Here is a 19,782-nt window from a genome sequence, read left to right as displayed (position 1 = left end):
CTCAGGCTACCGAAGCCTCACAGCACGGCGGCGGAGATGGCCTCCACTTCGTCGGCCCCCAGGTCGAGGTCCATGGCCAGCGCGGAGTCTCTGATGGACTCTGGCCGGGAGGCGCCCGGGATCACGACCACGTGGTCCCCCAGCGCGAGCTCCCACGCCAGAGTGACCTGCTGCGGCGAGACGCCGTGCCCGGATGCGATCTCTGCGAGGATCGGGAACCGCCTGCCCACGGTGGCGGCGCCGCCGCCCGTGCCGCCCAGTGGCGACCACGGGAGAAACGCGATGCCGCGCTGGGCGCAGTAGTCCAGCTCCATCTTGCTCGTATGGTTGAACTTAGGCGAGAACTCGTTCTGCACCGCCGCGAGCTCGCCGTCGCCGAGGACATCGACGGCGATCTGGATCTCCTCCACATTGGCGTTCGAGATGCCGATCTCCGCGATCAGGCCCTCGGCCTTGAAGGCGGCGAAGGTCTCCATGACAGTGGCGTACACGCGCGTGCGGTCAGGCCGGTGCAGGTAGAACAGGTCCAGCGTGTCGACGCCCAAGGTGGAGAGGGCGGACTCCAGACGGCGGCGCAGATAGTCCGGCGCCGAGTTGCGCCCCCATCCCTCTCCCTCGCTCCGCGTAATGCCGGCCTTGGTGGCGACGACGACGTTGCTGACGTCGCCGTCGTAGCTGCGCAGCGCCTTGGCCACGAGCCGCTCGTTGTGCCCCATCGAATCCCAGGTGGGAGCGTAGATGTCCGCGGTGTCGATGAGGGTGATGCCGGCGTCGAGGGCGGCATGCACCGTGGCGAGCGCCTGGTCCTCGGAGGGCTTCGACGGCTTGTCGCTCATCGAGAACGGCATCGCGCCCAGGCCGATCGAGCTCACGGAGAACTGGCCGAGGCGGCGTAGCTTCGTACTGGTCATGGCCCTCACCTTAGCGGCCCCTGTAGGGGTCTACGGGAGAGGTGCGGACGGCGGAGACCTCTACCTGCCCCGGGATGTAGGGCAGAGACACGTCACGCAGTTCGACCACGCAGAGCACGTCGACACTCACCGTCGCCCGCTCCCCGAGCCTCCGTGCCACCCCGGACGCGTCGACCCCCACCTCCGTGCGCCGGCACGGCACGGTGCGCTGCGCCAGCGCCTGGCGGGCCGCCTCCTCAGCGGACCTGTGGGCCAGGGCGGGACTGCGCTCGATCGACGCCGCGCGCGCGGCGGCGGCCGCGGCGTCGCCCACGCTCTGGTCCGCGATGGCGACCCTGGCCAGCGTGATGAGGAGACCGATGAACAGCACGAGCACAGGCAGGATCACCACCGCCTCGATGGAGGGGGCCAGGCCTCGCTGATCCCGCTTCGGGTTCATGAGCCGGTCACCCGTTCGGTGGTCACCATAACCGTCCTGGCCACCTCCCTCGGCCAGACGACGGTCACCGTCCGGCCGCTCACGGTGGCGGTGGTCACCCTCCCACCGCGCTCAACGCTCACCCGGACCCCGGTCAGCGCCCCGTTCGCCGCGACCCCGGCGGCCTCCCTCTCGCCGTCGGCGCGCGATCCGCCGAAGGCCGCGGCGACGGCTGCGCCCTGCTGGGCGGCAGCCAGGGCGGTGGCCTCCCCCCAGTACTGCAGCGACCACTGCAGAAGGCTCAGGAAGACCCCGATGGTGACGGGAAGCAGGACCACGGCCTGTACCGACCCGCTAATCCCCCGCTGATCGTGCTCGACTCTCATGGCGCCATCGTGCCAAGCCCGGGGGTCACGTCCCCCCAGGTTGTGGACAACTCGGCGGCCCCCCGGACATCGCGGGCCCAGGGGCGCCCCCTCCCGGAGGGTGCAATAGGCTGGAGCCGACGCGCTGAGCGTCACAGATTTCACGAAAGGACACTCATGGTCAAGAAGGTAGCCATCCTCACGGCCGGCGGATTCGCCCCCTGCCTTTCCTCCGCCATCGGCGGACTGATCGAGCGGTACACGGCTGTGGCGCCTGAGGTCGAGATCATTGCCTACCGTCACGGGTACCAGGGTCTCCTCAAGGGCGACTTCCTCGTCGTCGACGACACGGTGCGCGCCAACGCCGCGCTGCTGCACAGGTTCGGCGGGTCGCCGGTGGGCAACTCCCGGGTCAAGCTCACCAACGCCAAGGATCTGGTCAAGCGAGGCCTGGTCGAGAAGGGCGCCAATCCCCTCCAGGTGGCCGCCGACCGCCTCGTCGCCGACGGCGTCGATGTCCTGCACACCATCGGAGGCGACGACACCAACACCACCGCCGCCGATCTGGCCGCCTACCTGGCCGAGCACGACTACGGACTGACCGTCGTGGGCCTGCCCAAGACCATCGACAACGACGTGATTCCGATCAGGCAGTCGCTCGGCGCGTGGACAGCCGCTGAGCAGGGTGCGATCTTCGCCAAGAACATCGTCGCGGAGCACAACTCCGGCTCACGCATGCTCATCGTCCACGAAGTCATGGGGCGACACTGTGGATGGTTGACGGCGGCGACGGCGGCCGAGTACCGCAAGTGGCTCGACACGCAGGAGTGGCTGCCGGAGATCGGCCTCTCCCGGGAGGCGTGGGACGTGCACGGCGTGTACGTGCCGGAGGGCGTCATCGACCTGGCTAAGGAGGCCGAGCGCCTCGGCTCCGTCATGGATACGGTCGGCAACGTGACGATCTTCCTCTCGGAGGGCGCAGGGCTCGACGCCATCGTGGCGGAGATGGAGGCCGCGGGCGAGGAGGTTCCGCGTGACCCCTTCGGTCACGTGAAGTGAGAAGGTGATGATCCAGAAGTCCGGATACTTCTCCCGCTCGGCCGCGGCCAACGACGCCGACCTGGCGCTCATCAAGGAGTGCACCGATCTCGCCGTGGACTGCGCCCTCAAGGGCGAGCCGGGTGTCATCGGTCACGATGAGGAGAACGGTGACGTGCTGAGCGCGATCGCCTTCGACCGGATCAAGGGCGGCAAGCCGTTCGACATCAACCAGGACTGGTACGCCGAGCTTCTCGCCGCCATCGGCCAGGACTTCCCTGCCGCTGCCATCGCGCACTGATCGTGCGGCGCGACGCTGCCCGTCCCTGATGAGCCGCGTCGCGCCGACCACGGCCGGGCGCCACTGCCGAGGGTCCGCGCGTGTAGTCTGACCGCGTGCAGATAATCGAACCGTTTCGATCACTGAGGTCGCCAGGGGTGTGGTTCGGCGGTGACTACAACCCTGAGCAGTGGCCCCGCACCGTCCTCGACGAGGACCTGGGCCTCATGCGTGAAGCCCGCGTGAACACCGCGACCGTAGGGGTGTTCGCCTGGTCCTCGCTGGAGCCGACGCCCGGCCATTTCACCTTCGGGTGGCTCGACGACGCGATGGACCGCCTGCACGCTGCCGGCGTCAGCGTGATCCTGGCCACCCCCACCGCCTCTCCCCCGCCCTGGTTCTCGCGCCTCCACCCCGAGGCGCTTCCGGTGACCGCCGATGGTGTGCGCCTCCTCCACGGAAGCCGCGACACCTACAACCCCGCCGCGCCCGCCTATCGCGCGGCGGCGATCCGGATCACGCGCGCGCTGGCCGAGCGCTACGGGCGTCACCCCGGGCTGGTGATGTGGCACCTGCACAACGAGTACGGCACCGTGTCCTACGGGCCGGAGACCGACGAGGCCTTCCGGGTGTGGCTGCGGGCCCGGTATGCGCACCTCCACGCCCTGAACGCGGCCTGGAACACGCCGTTCTGGTCCCAGGTCTACGGCGACTGGCGCGACGTCCATGCACCGCAGCGCACCCAGTACCTGGCCAACCCCGGCCACGTCCTGGACTTCAAGCGATTCAGCGCCGACGTGCTGCTGGACTGCCTCCGCGACCAGGTGGCCGCGGTCCGCGAGGCCTCCCCCGGCGTGCCCATCACCACCAATTTCATGCTTCCCACCTGGAACCACTACGACCAGTGGGCGTTCGCTCGCGAGATCGATGTGGTCTCCATCGACCACTATCTCGACGACGCGGGACCCGCGGGCGAGATCCACGTGGCGTTCGGCGCCGACCTGGCCCGATCGTTCGCCGGGGGGCGGCCCTGGCTTCTCATGGAACAGTCCACCAGCCTCATCTATGACTACGAGGGCGGACGCATGCTGCCCAAGGAACCTGGCCGGATGCGGCGCAACACCTACCAGTACCTGGCCCGCGGCGCCATGGGGTCGCTGTTCTTCCAGTGGCGCGCCCCTCTTACCGGAGCGGAGTTCTTCCACTCCGCCATGGTCCCCCACGCCGGCCCCGACAGCCGGATCTTCCGCGAGATCGCGACCCTCGGGGCTGAGATGGGATCCATCGCGGAGGCGGTGGCTGCTCCCGAGGACGGTCCGGTGCACGAGACGAGAGTGGCCATCGTCTGGAGCGCAGACGCCTGGTGGTCCGCCGACACCCCGGCGATGCCGTCGGCCGACGTGGGCTTCCTGCCTGCTGTCCGGCGCCTGCATACCGCACTGTGGGAGTTGGGGGTGGTCGCCGATGTGGTCTCCCCGGAGGGTGACCTGTCCCGCTACGACCTGATCCTCATCCCCAGCCTGCTCGCGGTCAGCGACGCGCAGGCGGACGCCTTCACCGGATTCGTCGACGGCGGCGGCAACCTGGCCGTGTGGCACTTCGCCGGATCGACCGACGAGCACCTGCACGTGCACCAGGGCAGCTACTCGGGCGCGTTCGCGGACCTTGCCGGGATCCGCGTCGAGGAGCACATCCCCCTGCCCGCAGGGCGCCTGGTCACGCTGTCCGACGGCTCAGCCGGCTCCTCCTGGACCGAGGTGCTCCATCTCGGGGAGGCCGACGCGGTGGCCAGCTACACCGCGGACGCCCACCCGGTGATCGGTCCGGGCGCCCCCGCCATCACCCGACGGAGCCTGCCGGGCGGTGGGCGGGTGCACTACCTGTCCACCCGCCTCGACGACGCGGCGCTGCGCGCCCACCTCACGCGCATGCTGACGGAGGCCGACGTTCCCGTCAGCCGATTCGACGGCCTCGAGCTCGTGCACCGGCGCGCCGGCACCGGACGCTACCTGTTCGCGATCAACCACTCACCCGAGCCGAGGGTGGTCTCCGCCACCGGCGTCGATCTGCTCGGGAAGAGTGCGGTGGACGGGGCGCTGGAGCTGGCCGCCGGTGACGTGGCCGTGATCCGGCTCGAGGCCCGGCACGCAGGGGGTCCGTCGTGACCCGGCTGACCTATCACCGCCCGTCCCGGTCCTGGCTCGACAGGCTGCCGCTGGGCAACGGACGGATCGGTGCCATGGTGGGCGTGGCGGAGGGCTGCGTGCACATCGGCCTCAACGAGGTGACGGCGTGGTCCGGCGGCTCGGGATCTGCGCTTCGCGACCTCGTCGACCCCCAGGCCGCTGCGGACGCGTTGGCTCGTGCCCGGGCGTTCCTGGCGGCGGACGACCCGGCAGCGGCCGAGGAGGCGCTGCGCCCCCTGCAGCACGGCTACGCACAGGCCTTCCTCCCCGTCGGAGACCTGGAGGTCCGCCTCGTCGGGGCCTCGTCCGCCACGGTGACCCGTTCCCTGGACCTGACCGCCGGCGTCCACACGGCGACCCTCGAGACCCTTGCCGTGACGTGGGACATGTCCACGGCCACGTGTCTCGACGACGACGTGCTGGTCCACACCGTGCGCTCGTCGGCCCCCGCCGACCTACACGTGCGCCTGACCACGCCGCTGCGCCGCGTGTCGCTGGTGATTGATCATGGGCAGCTGAGCGTCGTCGCCGCGCTCCCCGCCGACGTTGCCCCGGCGCACGAGCCGACCTGCCCGCCGCTGTCGTGGGAGGTCCCGGGGGTGGATCCGCTGCACGTCGTGCTGAGGCTCGCGGTCGCCTCGGACGGCCTGGTGGAGGCGGACCCGGCGGGTCTGTGGATCCGGGCGGCGACCTCCACCAGCGTCGTGCTCGCGGTGGAGACCACCTTCACCTCGTCGTCCCTGCCCCAGGCGCCCGTCGAGGAGGCCTTGGCCCGCGCTGGTGAGCGGGTCGCGACGGAGGCCCGGGCCGCGCTGGATCGCCACACGGCCGCGCACACCCGGCAGTCGGCCGGCTTCAGCCTGCGGCTGGGCGCCGCGGCGACGGTCGACGGAGACTGCGAGGATCCGGACCTCCGCGTGCAGCGGGCCGTCACCGGGGGCGACGTGGCCGCGCGGGATCCCGGGCTCGTGGCACTCCTCGTGGAGTACGGGCGCTACCTGCTGCTCAGCAGTAGTCGCGAGGATGGCCTGCCTGCCACTCTGCAGGGGGTCTGGAACGTCGAGCTCCAGCCTCCCTGGTCCTCGGCCTACACGCTCAACATCAACCTGCCGATGAACTACTGGGGAGCCGAGCCGACGGGTGCCTCCCGCCCGCACCGTGCCCTGCTCGTGCTCCTGGAGGCGCTGGCCGAACGCGGTGCGGACACGGCCCGTCGGCTCTACGGCGCCCGCGGGTGGGTGGCCCACCACAACACCGACGCCTGGGCCTACTCGCTGCCCACCACCGGGGACGCCTCGTGGGCCCAGTGGCCCATGGGCGGGGCCTGGCTGGTGCGCCAGTTCGACGAGCAGCGCCGGTTCGGCGCCATGGACCCCGCCACCCTCCGTCGCTTCTGGCCGATCGTTCGCGGTGCCGCGCAGTTCCTGCTGGACTGGCTGATCGTGGACGACGACGGCGTGGCGCACACCGAGCCCTCCACGTCGCCGGAGAACCGCTTCGTCCATCGGGGCCGGCCGGCCTCCCTCACCCGATCCTCGGCGATGGACCGGGCCCTGGCCCGTGACGTGCTGCTGTTGGCAGCCCAGATCGCCGCGACGTCCGCGCCCGACGACGCGATCGGCGCGGAGGCGCTCGACATGGCCGCACGCATCCCCGGGCCACGCCTGTCGCCCGACGGCACCGTCGCCGAGTGGGGCGAGGACCGGACGCAGAAGGAGCCGCGGCATCGGCACCTCTCCCATCTGTTCCCCTGGTTCCCCGGCGACGACGAGCCGGGATCGCTGACCGGGGCCCTCGCCGCGACACTCGAGGCTCGCGGCGACGATTCCACGGGCTGGTCCCTGGCCTGGAAGATCGCACTGCGCGCCAGGCTCGGCGACGGGGAGGGCGTGGGCCGGCTGCTGACCATGGTCCTGCGGCCTGCGGAGGACGCGGGTGGCTCGGGCCAGCGCGGCGGCCTGTATCCCAACCTGTTCGCCGCCCACCCCCCCTTCCAGATCGACGGGAACCTGGGATTTCTCGGCGCCTTCGTCGAGGCCCTGCTGCAGAGCCACCGCCCAGGCCGCCTCGACCTGCTGCCGGCCCTCCCGCCACATCTCGACGACGGCGCGGTCTCGGGCCTGGTGGCGCGGCCGGGGCTGTCGGTCGACCTGGAGTGGCGGGCCCGATCTCCCCACCGGATCCGGCTCAGCGCGCGCACGGCGTCGGCCGCGGGCACCTACCTGCTGAGTTTCCCGGCGGGTGAGCGCAGCGTCGTGGTGCCGGCGAGCGGCGCGGTGGTGGTGGAGTTCAGCCCCTCCGGGTGCTGAGCCATCGGACCAGCCCCGCCAGGAGCGCGCCGAGGCCGAGGCCGGTGGCGGCGCCCACGCCGTATCCCACGCCGGTGCCGATCTTCACGCTGCGCGCCGCCACATCCTCGCGCACCGTGCGGCCCGGGTCCGCGGCCGGCGGTGTCACAGGATCCGCGCGCCGCAGGTCGTCGAGGCTCCGCGTGGCGGCGTAGCGGGTGGGCGGAAGGGCTGCCTGGGCCGGTTCACCGTCCAGGTCGATGCCGGTGAGGTGTGGCACACCTGCGGCCCGGTCCGCCTGCTTCTTGGTGAGGAGGGCGGCCCAGATCTCATTCGTGCCCACCCAGGCGGCCGACATGAGGATGATGGTGGCGAGGAGGTTGAACACCAGCATCAGCACGATCACCGGGCCGAAGATGGATGCGGCCGGGTTGTCCGAGAACAGGCCGACGAGGCGTCCGGCCACCTGCTGCAGGACGGTGATGAGCACCGCTCCGATGATGGTGCCGATCAGCCAGGGGCGGGTCTTGGCCTTCTCCCGAGGCATCACGATGAACAGGAACGCCACCAGGATCCAGCTGGCCAGCAGGGTGAGCACCAGCCCCACGGCCTGGAACACGAAGCCGATGCCGGGGAGATGGCTCCAGCCCAGCCACTCGATGACCTGCCTGGAGAATCCGCCGCCGACCGTGGACACGCCGAGGCTCAGCCCCACGCATGCCAGCAGGCCGACGAACGTGAGGAGGTTGAGGCCCAGTTCGACGAAGAAGTTGCCCTTCTCCGAGGCGTCGGAGAATTTCTCCGACCACATGACCCGCACGGCGCGCTTGAGATTGCCCACCCAGTTGGACCCCGAATAGGCGGCCGTGAGGATGGCCACCGCGCCGACCGACGCCCAGTTGCTGAAGGCATGGTCCACGACCTTCCCCAGGCTCTCGGAGAGGCTGGATGCGCCCAGCTGACCGTCGATCGTGGCCTTGATGCCTTCCAGCAGGTCCGGGCGGAGCACCGTCAACGTCAGACCGAGCATCGAGAAGGCGAACATGAGGATCGGCACCATCGACAACACCGAGAAATAGGTGACGGCAGCGGCGAACTGCGGCCCGAGGCGCGTGGTGTAGCGGTCGTTGGCCGCCATGGCGTGCGCGACGACGGGGTGGGCCGTTACCTTCTCGATCCAGTCCTTCACGTCGTCGACCTTACCGGCGGACGCGGCTCGGCGGGGTGGCTACACCGCCCGGGTACGGCGCCTGGCGGCGAGCTCATCCGACGGGTCCGCGCCTCCGGTGCCGTCCTGGACGCCGACGGTGCGCTCACCGGGCAGCGACGCCAGCGTGCCCTCCAGCTCACGCCACACGCTGCTGACCGAGATCATGAACATCCCCTGGCCGCCGCGGCTGAGGTCGAACAGTTCGTTGGCCGATGTCACCTCGTAGACGCTGAACCCGTCGCTGACGAGGGTGAGTTCCGTGAGGTCGTCGATCCCCCGGGCCCGCAGGTGGTCGATGGCCACGCGGATCTGATGCAGTGAGATCCCGATGTCGAGGAAGCGCTTGACCACTCTGAGCAGGAGGATGTCACGGAACGAGTAGAGCCGCTGCGTGCCGGAGCCCTCCGCGTTGCGGATCGACGGGACCACCAGCCCCGTGCGCGCCCAGTAGTCCAACTGGCGGTAGGTGATGCCGGCCACACGATGCGCGACGGGGCCCCGGTACCCGGTGTCATTGGGGACGGGGGTGAACTCGCCGTCGAACAGCAGGGCTTGCAGCGGCTCGGCCTCGGGCGTCTCGGTCACGTTCCCTCACTTCGATGGCGGCTGATCGACAGAGCTGACGCTAACGGCCCTGGCTCAGGTGCAGCCACGACACGCCCGAGCCGGCGACAGAAAGTTGGCGGGGCTTCGGCCGCCGGTGAGTGTGCCCGCGCGTCCGACTGGCACCTATTCGCTGCTGACAACGGCTTATTCACTGTCGAAGTCGTCCGCGTTGACGCTGTCGAGGAAGGCCTTGAATGCCTCCACCTCGTCGGTCTGGGCGGCCTCAACCTCAACCCCGACTTGATCCATGAGTGCGGTCGGACACTCGATGGGCCAGCCGAGGCGCACGGCGACGGCGACGCAGTCGCTGGGGCGCGCATCGATCTCCCGGTCCCCCACGACCAGGACGGCCTGGTACACGCCCTCCTCCACGCTGCGGATCTCGACCCGGCCCGTGCCGGGTGGGATCAGGGTGAGGACCTGGGCGAGGAGATCGTGGGTGAGGGGGCGCGGGGGATCTGTGCCCTCGATGCCGCCGGCGATGGCCGCCGCCTCCATGTTGCCGATCCAGATGGGCAGGCAGCGCGTCCCCTCCCCTTCCTGGAGCAGCAGCACCGGCGGCTCGTCAGGGGAGATCAGGCGGATGCCGAGCACCTCGAGGCGGATCATGTGCCCAGCCTACTCAGTGAATCTGTCCGTGCAGGAGGGCCGCGTGCGCCTGCATGACGACGCGGTACAGGTCCACCACCACATCCGGGGGTGGACCCGAGCGGCGGCGGTACTGGTCCAAGGCCTGCTCGACGACGGCGGCCTCCATGGCCGCCGCCTGTTGCATCACCCTGAGCTGGCGCAGGTCCACGCCGTAGCTCACGAGTTTCTTGGCGGCCACTGCGAGCGCGACCGATTCGCGGCCGAACAGCTGCGAGCCCCGCCTGGGTTGGATGATCTTGAGGCGCTCGAGTTGGATGAGGGAGGCCTCTCCGAGGCCGGACTCGTTCAGCACCTGCCGGCGGGTCATCAGGCCGGGACCGCTGGACGTGCGGGACTGCGGCCTGGCCTCGGTTTCCGTCTCCTGGTCATCCGCCGGTGGATTCAGCGAGGCGGGCTGCTCCCCGCGGTCCAGCGCGTCGAGCTCCTCCCGGATGACCTTGAGCGGAAGGTAGCGGTCCCGTTGCGCGCGCAGGACATAGAGGAGGCGGTCGATGTCGTTCTGGCTGAACCGCCGGTAGCCCGATGGCTGTTGACGGTCCGGGGCGATCAGGCCCTCCGCCTCGAGGTACCTCAGCTTCGATACGGATATCTCCGGGAACTCGGCCCGGATCATCTCCAGTACGCGGCCGATGGTGCGCGCCGCGCCGGGCATCAGCTCAGACCGGGCTCGCTCAGCGAGATCGTGGCACGGTACTTCCCGATCTGGATCTCGTCGCCTTCGCGCAACACTGTGCGCCCGTCCAACAGCGTGCGGTTGACGTAGGTCCCGTTGAGACTGCCGAGATCCTCCAGGTACAGCTTTCCGCCGCTCCGCACGAACTTGGCGTGGTGGCGCGACACGGTGATGTCGTCGAGGAAGATGTCGGATTCGGCATGGCGGCCCACGTTGGTGATGTCGCTGTCGATGAGGAAACGGCTCGAGTCTCCGGGGCCCCGGTTGACGACGAGCAGCGCGTTGCCCGCAGCGAGCCTCTTGACCTCTGCCAGCTCCTGCTCCGTCAACTCGACGGCGGGGCGATCCTCCCCGCTGAACGGGGTCATCGTGGTGGTGTCCCCGGTGGGATCGGTCAGAGGAGTTCCGCAGACACTGCAGAACCGCGCCTCCGCCGGGCTGACGGAGCCACACTGTCGGCACTTCATGCTGGAGCCTCCTGAGTCTTCGACGGGGCGCGATAGGACAACAACGCTACCTGACGAAACCTATCACCCGCTATCAACTGCGTTAGCGAGGTCTGGCGAACTCGTTGTCGGAGACGGCGGCGACCGAGCTGATGTCCACCTCGTCGATCTGGGTGATCCGGACCTGTCCACCCACCCGTTCGCCCTCCACCTCACTGACCAGACCGCCCCGGAAGCGTGCCCCTGCCTCCAGCGTGGCCGGGTCGCCGATGGCCTCGATGACGTAGGGGGCGTCGAGGACCACGTCGTCCGCGGTGAGCCGTCCGTCGGGGGTGGTGCCGAACCACGAGCGCATGACGAGGCGCACCATGTCGTTGATCTCGATGACCTCGGCACCGGCGTCGCGCAGCTCCTCGACGGCATCGAGGACGAGTTCGGCGCTGACGCGCCCCTCCGGGTCCTGGATCTCGATCCGGATGCCCGGCCCGGACACCGGCACGGTGCCCGCGATGATCTGAGCCTGCTCGAGGCGACGTTCCGCCTCCTCGCGCGCCGCCTCGTCGCGGTCCACACCGCTCAGCAGTTCGGTTCGCGCCTGCTCCAGGCTCCGGACCTCCTCCTCCAGCCTGCGGGTCTCCACCGTGACGTTGTCCAGCAGCTGGATGAGGTCCGCCTGTCGGACGTTGGCGAACTCGGGCTGATTGGCCTGGGACCTGAGGGTGACCACGACGATGAACGCGGTGAGGAACAGCGCCAGACCCACGGTGAACTGGCCGCGGCTCGGCCGCAGGAAGGCGCGCAGCAGTCCGCCCCCGGGCCGAGCCCCGGAGGCGCGGCGTGGCGTGTCAGGCATGCAGCAGCGCCCGCCGGATCGCGGCGGCGTTGGTGAAGATGCGGATGCCCAACACCACCACCACGCCGGTCGACAGCTGGGATCCGACGCCGATCTGATCGCCCACGAACACGATGAGACCCGCGATGACCACGTTCGAGAGGAAGGACACCAGGAACACGCGATCCGAGAAGATCCCGTCCAGATAGGCCCGGGTGGCGCCCAGGATGGCGTCGAAGGCCGCCACGATGGCGATGGGCAGGTACGGCGCGAGCACCGGCGGTAGTGACGGCTGCAACAGCAGCCCCACGACCACGCCGGCGATCAGGCCCAGGATGGCGAACACGTCGGTGAAGTCCTTCTGGTCAGTCGGTCGTGGCGTAGCGGAGCGCCATGCCGGGGTCGGCGGGGAGGATGAGGTCGTCGTCGGGCTGTTCGATGTGCATGGACAGCCCGTAGTTCATGGTGAGGAACTGCCACCATGCGGCCGATGCGGACTCGTTGAAGCGTGCCTGCATGGTCCTCTGGTCCCCGATGGCCTCCACCCGGTAGGGAGGGCTGAGGGACACGAAGTCCACGGTGATGGCGGCGCCGGCAGCACGGATGGGGGTCAGCGCGCTCAGGCGCCTGCCGTTGACGGCCACGGCCTCGGCGCCGGCGGCCCAGAGCCCGTTGACGAGCCGGCTGAGGTCGCTGTCGAGCACCAGCCCCTTGGCCTGCGTGGCGTCCTCCGCATCGTCGACGGTGATCACGATGCCGGGGCCCGCCACGGGTACATTCCCGGCCGCCAGTTCCGCCTCGGCGAGGCGCTGGCGCTCGAGGGGATCGCCCAATGCGCTGTCGCCGAGTTCGCGCACCTCGGCCTCCAGTTCAGCTGAGAGAGCCGTGAGCGTGGCCTGCCGGGCGCGGGCGGCTGCGACCCTGTCGAGCAGTTCGGCGCGCTGGGTGGCGGCGCTGCCCGCCCCACGCGTGGTCTGCAACGCGGCGAGGGTCAGCAGGAGCGCCACCAGGGCCACGGCGATGAGGAGCCGTGCGGGGCTCCTCGGCCGCGATGCATGCTCCCGGTACTCGGGTTCGAGGGCTCCCTCCGCCAGGTCGGTGAGGAGACTCATGCTGGCGTCGGGACGCCTCACGCAGCGCTCCTCTGGAGCCGGACCGTCTCGCGGACGTACAGCAGTCCCGCGGCCCAGTAGACCACCGCCCCGAGCGTGCCGAGCACCCAACCCGCGTAGTGGGCCCAGGCCAGGGCCAGGGACGTGGGTGAGCCGAGCAGGATCAGGGGCAGGGCCAGGAGCAGCAGCATGGTGCCCGCCTTGCCCATCAGGTTCACCGGGAGGGCGAGCATCCCGTGACGCCGGAGGACCGGCACGAGGGCGGCGAGCATCAGGTCCCGCGCCACGAGGGCCACGACGAACCACCAGGGGACGATGCCACGTAGGAGGAGAACCACGACGGCCGCCAGGATGTACAGCCGGTCCGCGATCGGGTCCAGCCGGGTGCCGAGCCGGCTCCGCTGCCTCAGCGCCCTGGCCAGGTAGCCGTCGAACCAGTCCGTGACGGCGAAGACGGCCAGCATGATGACGGCGGCGGCGTCGTGGCCTGCGAGGATGAGCCAGCAGAACAGCGGGATCCCGAGCAGACGGATGAACGACAAGGCATTGGGCACGGTGAGCACGGCTTCGGTGTCCCACTGGGGAACCGGGACCGGGGGCGAGCTCTGCACATCCTCAGCCTACGTCAGCGACGGGGGCGCCGGTCGGCGCAACGCGCTCTCGTAGGCCTCCAGCACCCTCGGGCCGACCCGGGGCCAGGTGTAGGGCTCCGCCAGCGCCCGGGCGGCTGACGGGTCGACGGGCTCCGCGAGCCGCCGCTGCAGGGCGTCGCGGGCGGCGGCGACGTCGTCGACGGGAAACCAGGACATGGCCGCCGGGTCGTCGACGACGGCGCGGAAGGCTGGGAGGTCGCTGGCCACCACCGCGCACCCGTGCGCCAGAGCCTCCACCAGGATGAGCCCGAACGACTCCCCGAACCGGTTGGGTGCCATCAGCACGGAGGCGGAATGCAGGACGCGCGTCTTGGCGTCCTCGTCGAGCTGCCCCAGTTCGCGCACGTGGCCCGAGCCCCGTCCGCCCGGGCCGACGGCGACGAAGGTCGCCTCCGGAAGGCTGCGGGCGACCGCCTCGAAGAGTGGGTACCCCTTTCGTGGCTCGTCGAGCCTGCCGACGAAGGCCACCACCGGCGTCGCCCCGCGCGCCGCGGAGCCGCCCGCGGGAAGGGCGGGTGCGTTGATGGCGTTGGGGATGATGTCGGGAATCACGCCCGTGACCGACGTCGCGGTGCGCGCGGCCGCGGTGGAGACGGCGATCGAGACCCGTGCGGGCAGGCGGGTTGCGCGGAGCCGCAGGAGGGGTGTGAGGAGGCCGGGATCGAACGACGCGTGATGGGTGACCACCAGGTGCCGGGCCGCCCGCGCTGACGCGAATCCGATCCCCGGCGTCAGGGGCTCGTGGACGTGGACGACGTCGGCGTCCGCGGCGGCGGCGATCGCCCGCCGAGCCTGCGAGGGGCGCACCGCGAGGCGCGCAACGGACCCGTTGAACCGGAATGCGCGCGGCGCGCCGAGCAGGGTCACGGGGACGCCCCACTCCCCTGCCTGTTCCCCGGGCGCCAACACCAGGGGGCGGTGCCCGTCCTCCTGCAGCCACCGCGCGAGGCTGAGGACGTGGGTGGCCACTCCCCCGGGCTGATCGAGGGAGTAGGGGCACACCAGCACCACGCGGAGGCTCATGAGAAGACCCGGCGCAGCATCAGCCAGTTCTCGGGCGATTGCCGCACCGCCTTGGCGAACCGGTCCACCACACCGCCCATCAGCTCCTCCGCGGTGTTGCCGCGGACGGGGTCGGAGATCTCCAGCCGGAGGCGCTCTCCCTCGAACCGGGTGGTCGCGACTCTCAGATCGGCGCCCGTCCGCAGGGCCACCAGGGCGGGTCCCGGGGGCACGCCGATCTCGCCCCCACCGGGCCAGGGGATCCGCAGCCCCCGGGCCGAGAGGTCGCGATCACTCACCAGGCACACCATCTTCCCGGACATGGCCGCGTCGGCCAGGATCCGGCGCAGGTCCGGTTGGTCCAGCGGATAGATCTCCATGCCCATGGCCCGGCGCGCGTCGCGGAACCGCTCGAACATGCCCGCCGGGAGCCGTTCGGCGACGCTGACCACGTCGATCCCCACGCGCGACGCCCACGCGCCGGCGCAGTCCCAGGAGCCCATGTGCGGCAGCGCCATGACCAGGCCCGGCCCGGCCAGCGACACCCGCAACTTGGCGACGTCCTCGTCGGTGACGTCGAGGACGCTGAGCACCTCGTCATCGGACCACCGGGCGAGGCTGAGGGACCACAGCAGGTTGCGCAGCCAGTTCTCGACCAGCATGCGGCGTTGGCGCGCCGTGGGGCGGGCGCCGGTGGCCCGTTCGACGGTGGCCTCCCAGGCGACGAGCCCTTGCGTCGGCCGGGCCCCCAGGAGGGGGGCGAGCAGCCGCGCCAGGGCGTCGCCCCACCTGCGCGGGAGCCGGCCCCCGATCGCCCACAGGGCACCGGACAGGCGCACGTCAGGCCTGCCAGGCCTCGGCGAGCAGGTCCCGCGCCTCGCCCAGAAGCTGGGGCAACGCTCGGGTCTGCGCCACGATGGGGAGAAAGTTCATGTCGCCGGACCATCGGGGCACGATGTGCTGGTGGAGGTGCATGCCGATGCCGGCCCCCGCGACGGCGCCCTGGTTGATGCCCAGGTTGAACCCGTCCGGCCGCGACACCTGCCTCACGACCTGCATGGCCCGCTGCGTCAGCGTGGCCACCTCCAGCGCCTCGGCCGCGGTCAGGTCCGTGTAGTCCGCGACGTGCCGGTAGGGGCACACGAGGAGATGCCCGGGGGCGTAGGGGAACAGGTTCATCACCACGTAGGCCTGTTCGCCCCGGGCGACGATGAGCCCTTCCACGTCGTCGCGTTGCGGGGACGAACAGAACGGGCACTCCCCGTCGTGCCTGGGCTTGCCGTCACCGCGGATGTAGACCATCCGGTGGGGCGTCCAGAGCCGCTGGAAGGCGTCCGGGATCCCCGCGAACGTGTCGCTGGTCTCCGGCTCAGGCATCGGCCGTCGGCGACTCGTTCGACCGCGAGGCGATGAAGTCCACGACGATGGCGATGGCGTCGTCGACCGGCACCGCGTTGCGCTGCGAACCGTCGCGGAACCTGAACGACACTGCGCCCGCGTCCCTGTCGTCGCCGCCGGCGATGAGCACGAACGGCGCCTTCTCCTTCGCCGCGTTGCGGATCTTCTTGCCGAACCGGTCGTCGGAGTCGTCGAAGTCCACCCGCACGCCTTGGGCGCGGAGCCTCGCCACGATGCCGCCGAGATAGGCGTCGAACTCCGCGGCGACCGGGATCGCGATCACCTGCACGGGCGACAGCCAGGCCGGGAACGCGCCCGCGTAGTGCTCGATGAGTACCCCCATGAAGCGTTCGATGGAGCCGAACTTCGCCGAGTGGATCATCACCGGCTGCTGGCGGCTGCCGTCCGAGGCGGTGTACTCCAACTCGAAGCGCTCAGGCTGGTTGAAGTCGTACTGGATGGTCGACATCTGCCAGGTGCGGCCGATGGCGTCCTTGGCCTGGATGGAGATCTTCGGGCCGTAGTACGCCGCGCCCCCCGGGTCCGCCACGATCGGCAGCCCGGACTCGGCCGCGATCGCGTCCAGGATGGCGGTGGCCTCCGCCCACTGCTCGTCCGAGCCGATGAACTTGTCCTTCTTCCTGCCGTCCTCATCGCGGGTGGACACCTCGAGCGCCACGTCCGTCAGCCCGAAATCGGTGAGCAGCGACAGGACGAACCTGAGCAGGTGCCGCACCTCGTCGGGTGCCTGTTCCTTCGCGCAGTAGCTGTGCGAATCGTCCTGCGTGATCGACCGGACGCGGGTGAGCCCCTGGACCACGCCCGACTTCTCGTCTCGATAGACGGTGCCGAACTCGAAGAACCGCAGCGGCAGGTCCCGGTACGAACGACCGCGCGACGAGTAGATCAGGTTGTGCATGGGGCAGTTCATGGCCTTGAGCCGGTACGCCTGGCCGCCGCGGATCACCGCACCGTGCTCGTCACGCTCGGCGTCCTCGAGGAGTGGCGGGAACATGCCCTCGGCGTAGTAGGGCAGGTGGCCGGAGGTGTAGAACAGCTCCTCCTTGGCGATGTGCGGCGTGCCGACGTAGTCGAAGCCCTCCTCGATGTGCCGGGCCCGCACGTAGTCCTCCATGGCGCGCTTGATCACCCCACCGCGGGGGTGGAACAACGGCAGGCCGGAGCCGACCATCTCGTGGAAGCTGAACAGGTCCAGTTCGACGCCCAGCTTGCGATGGTCGCGCTTGGCCGCCTCCTCGAGCCGGGTCCGGTACGCCTGCAGTTGGTCCTTCGACGGCCAGGCGGTGCCGTAGACACGCTGCAGGCCGGCGTTGCGCTGGTCCCCGCGCCAATACGCGGCCGAGGTGCGGGTCAGCGCCCACCCGTTGCCGAGGTAGCCGGTGTGGGGAACGTGGGGGCCGCGGCAGAGGTCCTTCCAGGCGACGCTACCGTCGCGGCGGACGTTGTCGTAGATGGTCAGTTCCCCGGCGCCCACCTCCACGCTGGAACCGTCGTCGTCCGACGAGGATCCCTTGTCGGCGATCAGCTCCAGCTTGAACGGCTCACCGGCGAGTTCGGTGCGGGCGTCGTCGTCGGAGACGGCGCGCCGTACGAAGCGCTGCCTCTCCTTGACGATCTGCGCCATCCGCTTCTCGATGGCGGTGAGATCCTCAGGCGTCAGCGGGTCGGTGGCGAAGTCGTAGTAGAAGCCGTCCGTGATGGGGGGTCCGATGCCCAGCTTGGCGTCGGCGAAGAGGCCCTGCAGGGCCTGGGCGGTGACGTGACCGGCCGAGTGCCGCAGGATGCTCAGGCCCTCCGGGGTCTCCACGGAGACCGGCTCCACCTCGTCGCCGTCCCCCAGTTCGCGGGCCAGGTCCAGAAGCTCTCCCCCGACCCGCATGGCCACGACGCTGCGGTCCTCGCCGAACAGGTCGAGGCCGGTCGTGGTGGTGGTCAGCGTCACCTGTTCAGCGTGATCGGTACGGCGAACGGTGATAGCTCCACTCATCGTGGCTCCCTGTGGTGTGGCGGGGCGGGTGACTCGCCCATTGTGCCCCTCACGGCCACACGCGTCATCTTCGGGGTTCACGCCCGCAGGTGGCGGAACTCCTCGCTGCGGTCCATGAAGGTGGAGATGAACGGACAGGTGGGGCGGACCTTCAGGCCGGCGTCGGCGGCGTCGGCCAGCGCGAACGCGACGATTCGGTGGCCGTATCCCCTGCCACCGTGAGCCGGGTCGACCTCGGTGTGGAACATGTCCACCACTCCGTCCGCGAGCCGGTAGTCGATCTGGCCGATGAGCTCGCCACCGAGGTGGAGCTCGTAGCGGTTGCGGCTCGCGTTCTTCGTCTGTGTGGGTTCTTCGGTCATACCGAGAGATTACCCGGCGGCCACGGGGCCGACCAGCGCGTGGGTGAGGCGGATCAGGTCCTGGGGCGCCAGTTCCACGTCCAGGCCACGGCGCCCGGCCGAGACCAGGATCGTGTCGTGGCGCAGCGCGGAGTCGTCCAGCACAGTGGGCAGACGTCGCTTCTGGCCCACGGGGCTGATGCCGCCGACGACCATGCCTGAGGAGCGCTCGGCGGCCGCCGGCTCGGCCATGGTCAGCCTCTTCGCGCCCAGCAGGGTGGCCAACGCCCTGAGGTCCAGCCGGGCGCTCACCGGCAGCACGGCCACCACGAGGCGGTCCCCGTCAGAGGCGACGAGGGTCTTGAACACCCGGTCCGCCGGCACGCCCAGCAGTTCCGCGGCTTCCAGCCCGTAGCTGACGGCGCGTGGGTCGTGGGCGTACTCGTGGGTCACGTACGGCACGCTCGCCGCGTCAAGGGCTCTCAGTGCGGGGGTGGCTCCCAGCGGCCGCGCCATGCAACCTCCTCTGTGCTGTGCTGACGGCGCCCATCGATGCCGTGATCACGGCGGCCATCGCCACCCATTCGGTGGCCTGGAGCCACTCCCCCAGGACCAGCCACGCGAACAGCGCCGCGGCCGCCGGCTCCAGGCTCATCAGGATGCTGAAGGTGCCGGCGGCGATGCTGCGGCGCGCATGCAGTTCCAGCGCGTAGGGGATGACCGTGCTGAGCAGCGCAACGAGGGAGACGACCAGCAGCACGCGAGGGTCACCGATCGACCGGTCGGCGAGGGCCAGCCCCGGACCGGCGAGCGCGGTGGCTCCGATGAGCGACCCGGTCGACAGTCCGCTGGTGCCCTCCCATCGCCGCCCCAGCGGACCGGCCAATGCGATGTAGCCGGCCCAGAACGCCCCCGCGCCCAGGGCCAGCGCGATGCCGGCTGGGTCGAGGATCGTCGGGCCGGCGCCGAGCAGGACCACCCCCAGGGCGGCCATGCCCACCCAGACGAGGTCCGCCACGCGGCGCGAGCCGGCCACCGCCAGTGCCAGGGGCCCGACGAACTCCAGGGTCACCGCGAGACCGATCGGAATGCGCGCGAAGCTCAGGTAGATCAGCAGGTTCATCCCGGCCAGGCACAGCCCGAAGCCGACGACCACCAGCCAGTCCAGGCGGGAGCGGCCGCGCCAGCGTGGGCGGGCGATGACGAGCAACAGCGCGCTCGCGATCGCGCCGCGCAGGAACGCGAGAGTGGCGGGATGCGCCGCATCGAACACGCCTTTGGCCAGTGACGCGCCGAACTGGACGGAGGCGATCGCCACCAGAATCAGGGCAACTGGATGGATGCGGCGCACGGTGCTGACACTA

The 19,782-nt window shown here is 70.4% G+C and carries 21 protein-coding genes and 1 pseudogene; 3 read left to right on the top strand and 19 right to left on the bottom strand.

All coding sequences use genetic code 11. The features are described from left to right. Positions 1-17: 17 nt before the first annotated feature. Genes ACZK5N_RS13145 through ACZK5N_RS13135 form a run of 3 tightly spaced genes read right to left on the bottom strand, consistent with a single transcriptional unit; the run spans position 18 to position 1,715 of the window. Positions 18-911, bottom strand: a complete 894-nt coding sequence (locus ACZK5N_RS13145) for an aldo/keto reductase (protein WP_459019802.1) — start codon at positions 909-911, stop codon at positions 18-20. Between the two features lie 10 nt (positions 912-921). Next, positions 922-1,350: a TadE/TadG family type IV pilus assembly protein gene (locus tag ACZK5N_RS13140; protein WP_463625107.1), complete on the bottom strand. Its 429-nt coding sequence runs from the start codon at positions 1,348-1,350 to the stop codon at positions 922-924. Then, entirely contained in the window at positions 1,347-1,715 is a 369-nt protein-coding gene (locus tag ACZK5N_RS13135) for a hypothetical protein (RefSeq protein ID WP_463625106.1), read from the bottom strand. The genes ACZK5N_RS13140 and ACZK5N_RS13135 overlap by 4 nt, the downstream gene beginning before the upstream one ends. Before the next feature lie 156 nt (positions 1,716-1,871). On the opposite strand from ACZK5N_RS13135, the pseudogene ACZK5N_RS13130 reads away from it, so the two are divergent. The 3 genes and pseudogenes from ACZK5N_RS13130 to ACZK5N_RS13120 all read left to right on the top strand — a co-directional run bounded on the left by ACZK5N_RS13130 (position 1,872) and on the right by ACZK5N_RS13120 (position 7,507). After that, positions 1,872-3,033 (top strand): annotated as a pseudogene (locus tag ACZK5N_RS13130) (pyrophosphate--fructose-6-phosphate 1-phosphotransferase). Positions 3,034-3,128: 95 nt separating this feature from the next. Further along, on the top strand, positions 3,129-5,177 hold the full coding sequence (locus tag ACZK5N_RS13125) for a beta-galactosidase (protein WP_463625105.1): 2,049 nt from the start codon (positions 3,129-3,131) through the stop codon (positions 5,175-5,177). Continuing rightward, entirely contained in the window at positions 5,174-7,507 is a 2,334-nt protein-coding gene (locus tag ACZK5N_RS13120) for a glycosyl hydrolase family 95 catalytic domain-containing protein (RefSeq protein ID WP_463625104.1), read from the top strand. Before ACZK5N_RS13125 ends, ACZK5N_RS13120 begins: the two co-directional genes overlap by 4 nt. Here ACZK5N_RS13120 and ACZK5N_RS13115 read toward each other — a convergent pair. From ACZK5N_RS13115 to ACZK5N_RS13040, 16 genes are all read right to left on the bottom strand, one after another. Continuing rightward, positions 7,488-8,675 (bottom strand): YhjD/YihY/BrkB family envelope integrity protein, encoded by a 1,188-nt coding sequence (locus ACZK5N_RS13115; protein ID WP_459019796.1) that lies wholly within the window; start codon positions 8,673-8,675, stop codon positions 7,488-7,490. The genes ACZK5N_RS13120 and ACZK5N_RS13115 overlap by 20 nt on opposite strands. 39 nt (positions 8,676-8,714) lie before the next feature. Beyond that, positions 8,715-9,281, bottom strand: coding sequence for a MerR family transcriptional regulator (locus tag ACZK5N_RS13110; protein ID WP_459019795.1), 567 nt, complete (start codon positions 9,279-9,281; stop codon positions 8,715-8,717). Between the two features lie 165 nt (positions 9,282-9,446). After that, entirely contained in the window at positions 9,447-9,911 is a 465-nt protein-coding gene (locus ACZK5N_RS13105) for a bifunctional nuclease family protein (RefSeq protein WP_459019794.1), read from the bottom strand. Between the two features lie 13 nt (positions 9,912-9,924). Next, complete coding sequence (ftsR, locus tag ACZK5N_RS13100) at positions 9,925-10,605, bottom strand: transcriptional regulator FtsR (RefSeq protein ID WP_459019793.1); 681 nt, start codon at positions 10,603-10,605, stop codon at positions 9,925-9,927. Continuing rightward, positions 10,605-11,093 (bottom strand): double zinc ribbon and FHA domain-containing protein, encoded by a 489-nt coding sequence (locus ACZK5N_RS13095; protein ID WP_459019792.1) that lies wholly within the window; start codon positions 11,091-11,093, stop codon positions 10,605-10,607. Before ACZK5N_RS13095 ends, ftsR begins: the two co-directional genes overlap by 1 nt. Positions 11,094-11,175: 82 nt before the next feature. After that, complete coding sequence (locus ACZK5N_RS13090) at positions 11,176-11,925, bottom strand: DUF881 domain-containing protein (protein ID WP_459019791.1); 750 nt, start codon at positions 11,923-11,925, stop codon at positions 11,176-11,178. Next, complete coding sequence (locus tag ACZK5N_RS13085) at positions 11,918-12,250, bottom strand: small basic family protein (protein WP_459019790.1); 333 nt, start codon at positions 12,248-12,250, stop codon at positions 11,918-11,920. Before ACZK5N_RS13085 ends, ACZK5N_RS13090 begins: the two co-directional genes overlap by 8 nt. Positions 12,251-12,269: 19 nt before the next feature. Continuing rightward, positions 12,270-13,037 (bottom strand): DUF881 domain-containing protein, encoded by a 768-nt coding sequence (locus ACZK5N_RS13080; RefSeq protein ID WP_459019789.1) that lies wholly within the window; start codon positions 13,035-13,037, stop codon positions 12,270-12,272. Next, positions 13,034-13,627 (bottom strand): CDP-alcohol phosphatidyltransferase family protein, encoded by a 594-nt coding sequence (locus ACZK5N_RS13075; protein ID WP_459019788.1) that lies wholly within the window; start codon positions 13,625-13,627, stop codon positions 13,034-13,036. The genes ACZK5N_RS13080 and ACZK5N_RS13075 overlap by 4 nt, the downstream gene beginning before the upstream one ends. Before the next feature lie 9 nt (positions 13,628-13,636). Then, a complete protein-coding gene (locus ACZK5N_RS13070; RefSeq protein WP_459019787.1) occupies positions 13,637-14,692 on the bottom strand; it encodes a glycosyltransferase family 4 protein in 1,056 nt (351 codons plus the stop codon). Next, complete coding sequence (locus ACZK5N_RS13065) at positions 14,689-15,510, bottom strand: LpxL/LpxP family acyltransferase (protein ID WP_459019786.1); 822 nt, start codon at positions 15,508-15,510, stop codon at positions 14,689-14,691. Before ACZK5N_RS13065 ends, ACZK5N_RS13070 begins: the two co-directional genes overlap by 4 nt. Before the next feature lies 1 nt (position 15,511). After that, positions 15,512-16,048 carry an HIT family protein gene (locus ACZK5N_RS13060; RefSeq protein ID WP_459019785.1) on the bottom strand — a complete coding sequence of 179 codons (537 nt, stop codon included), beginning with the start codon at positions 16,046-16,048 and terminating at the stop codon, positions 15,512-15,514. After that, a complete protein-coding gene (thrS, locus tag ACZK5N_RS13055) occupies positions 16,041-18,077 on the bottom strand; it encodes a threonine--tRNA ligase (protein WP_459019784.1) in 2,037 nt (678 codons plus the stop codon). The genes ACZK5N_RS13060 and thrS overlap by 8 nt, the downstream gene beginning before the upstream one ends. A gap of 77 nt (positions 18,078-18,154) precedes the next feature. Beyond that, positions 18,155-18,439, bottom strand: coding sequence for a GNAT family N-acetyltransferase (locus tag ACZK5N_RS13050; RefSeq protein ID WP_459019783.1), 285 nt, complete (start codon positions 18,437-18,439; stop codon positions 18,155-18,157). A 9-nt stretch (positions 18,440-18,448) separates the two neighbouring features. After that, positions 18,449-18,934, bottom strand: a complete 486-nt coding sequence (gene ybaK / locus ACZK5N_RS13045) for a Cys-tRNA(Pro) deacylase (RefSeq protein WP_459019782.1) — start codon at positions 18,932-18,934, stop codon at positions 18,449-18,451. Further along, a complete protein-coding gene (locus ACZK5N_RS13040) occupies positions 18,891-19,769 on the bottom strand; it encodes an EamA family transporter (protein WP_459019781.1) in 879 nt (292 codons plus the stop codon). Before ACZK5N_RS13040 ends, ybaK begins: the two co-directional genes overlap by 44 nt. Positions 19,770-19,782: the final 13 nt, after the last annotated feature.

The sequence above is a fragment of the Tessaracoccus pujii genome (genome assembly GCF_055326215.1).
This window is presented reverse-complemented; position numbering and strand designations above follow the sequence as displayed.

Coding starts and splice junctions, on each gene's coding strand:
- ACZK5N_RS13145 (WP_459019802.1), bottom strand. CDS start 911: ATGACCAGTACGAAGCTACGCCGCCTCGGCCAGTTCTCCGTGAGCTCG.
- ACZK5N_RS13140 (WP_463625107.1), bottom strand. CDS start 1,350: ATGAACCCGAAGCGGGATCAGCGAGGCCTGGCCCCCTCCATCGAGGCG.
- ACZK5N_RS13135 (WP_463625106.1), bottom strand. CDS start 1,715: ATGAGAGTCGAGCACGATCAGCGGGGGATTAGCGGGTCGGTACAGGCC.
- ACZK5N_RS13105 (WP_459019794.1), bottom strand. CDS start 9,911: ATGATCCGCCTCGAGGTGCTCGGCATCCGCCTGATCTCCCCTGACGAG.
- ftsR (WP_459019793.1), bottom strand. CDS start 10,605: ATGCCCGGCGCGGCGCGCACCATCGGCCGCGTACTGGAGATGATCCGG.
- ACZK5N_RS13095 (WP_459019792.1), bottom strand. CDS start 11,093: ATGAAGTGCCGACAGTGTGGCTCCGTCAGCCCGGCGGAGGCGCGGTTC.
- ACZK5N_RS13090 (WP_459019791.1), bottom strand. CDS start 11,925: ATGCCTGACACGCCACGCCGCGCCTCCGGGGCTCGGCCCGGGGGCGGA.
- ACZK5N_RS13070 (WP_459019787.1), bottom strand. CDS start 14,692: ATGAGCCTCCGCGTGGTGCTGGTGTGCCCCTACTCCCTCGATCAGCCC.
- ACZK5N_RS13060 (WP_459019785.1), bottom strand. CDS start 16,048: ATGCCTGAGCCGGAGACCAGCGACACGTTCGCGGGGATCCCGGACGCC.
- thrS (WP_459019784.1), bottom strand. CDS start 18,077: ATGAGTGGAGCTATCACCGTTCGCCGTACCGATCACGCTGAACAGGTG.
- ACZK5N_RS13050 (WP_459019783.1), bottom strand. CDS start 18,439: ATGACCGAAGAACCCACACAGACGAAGAACGCGAGCCGCAACCGCTAC.
- ybaK (WP_459019782.1), bottom strand. CDS start 18,934: ATGGCGCGGCCGCTGGGAGCCACCCCCGCACTGAGAGCCCTTGACGCG.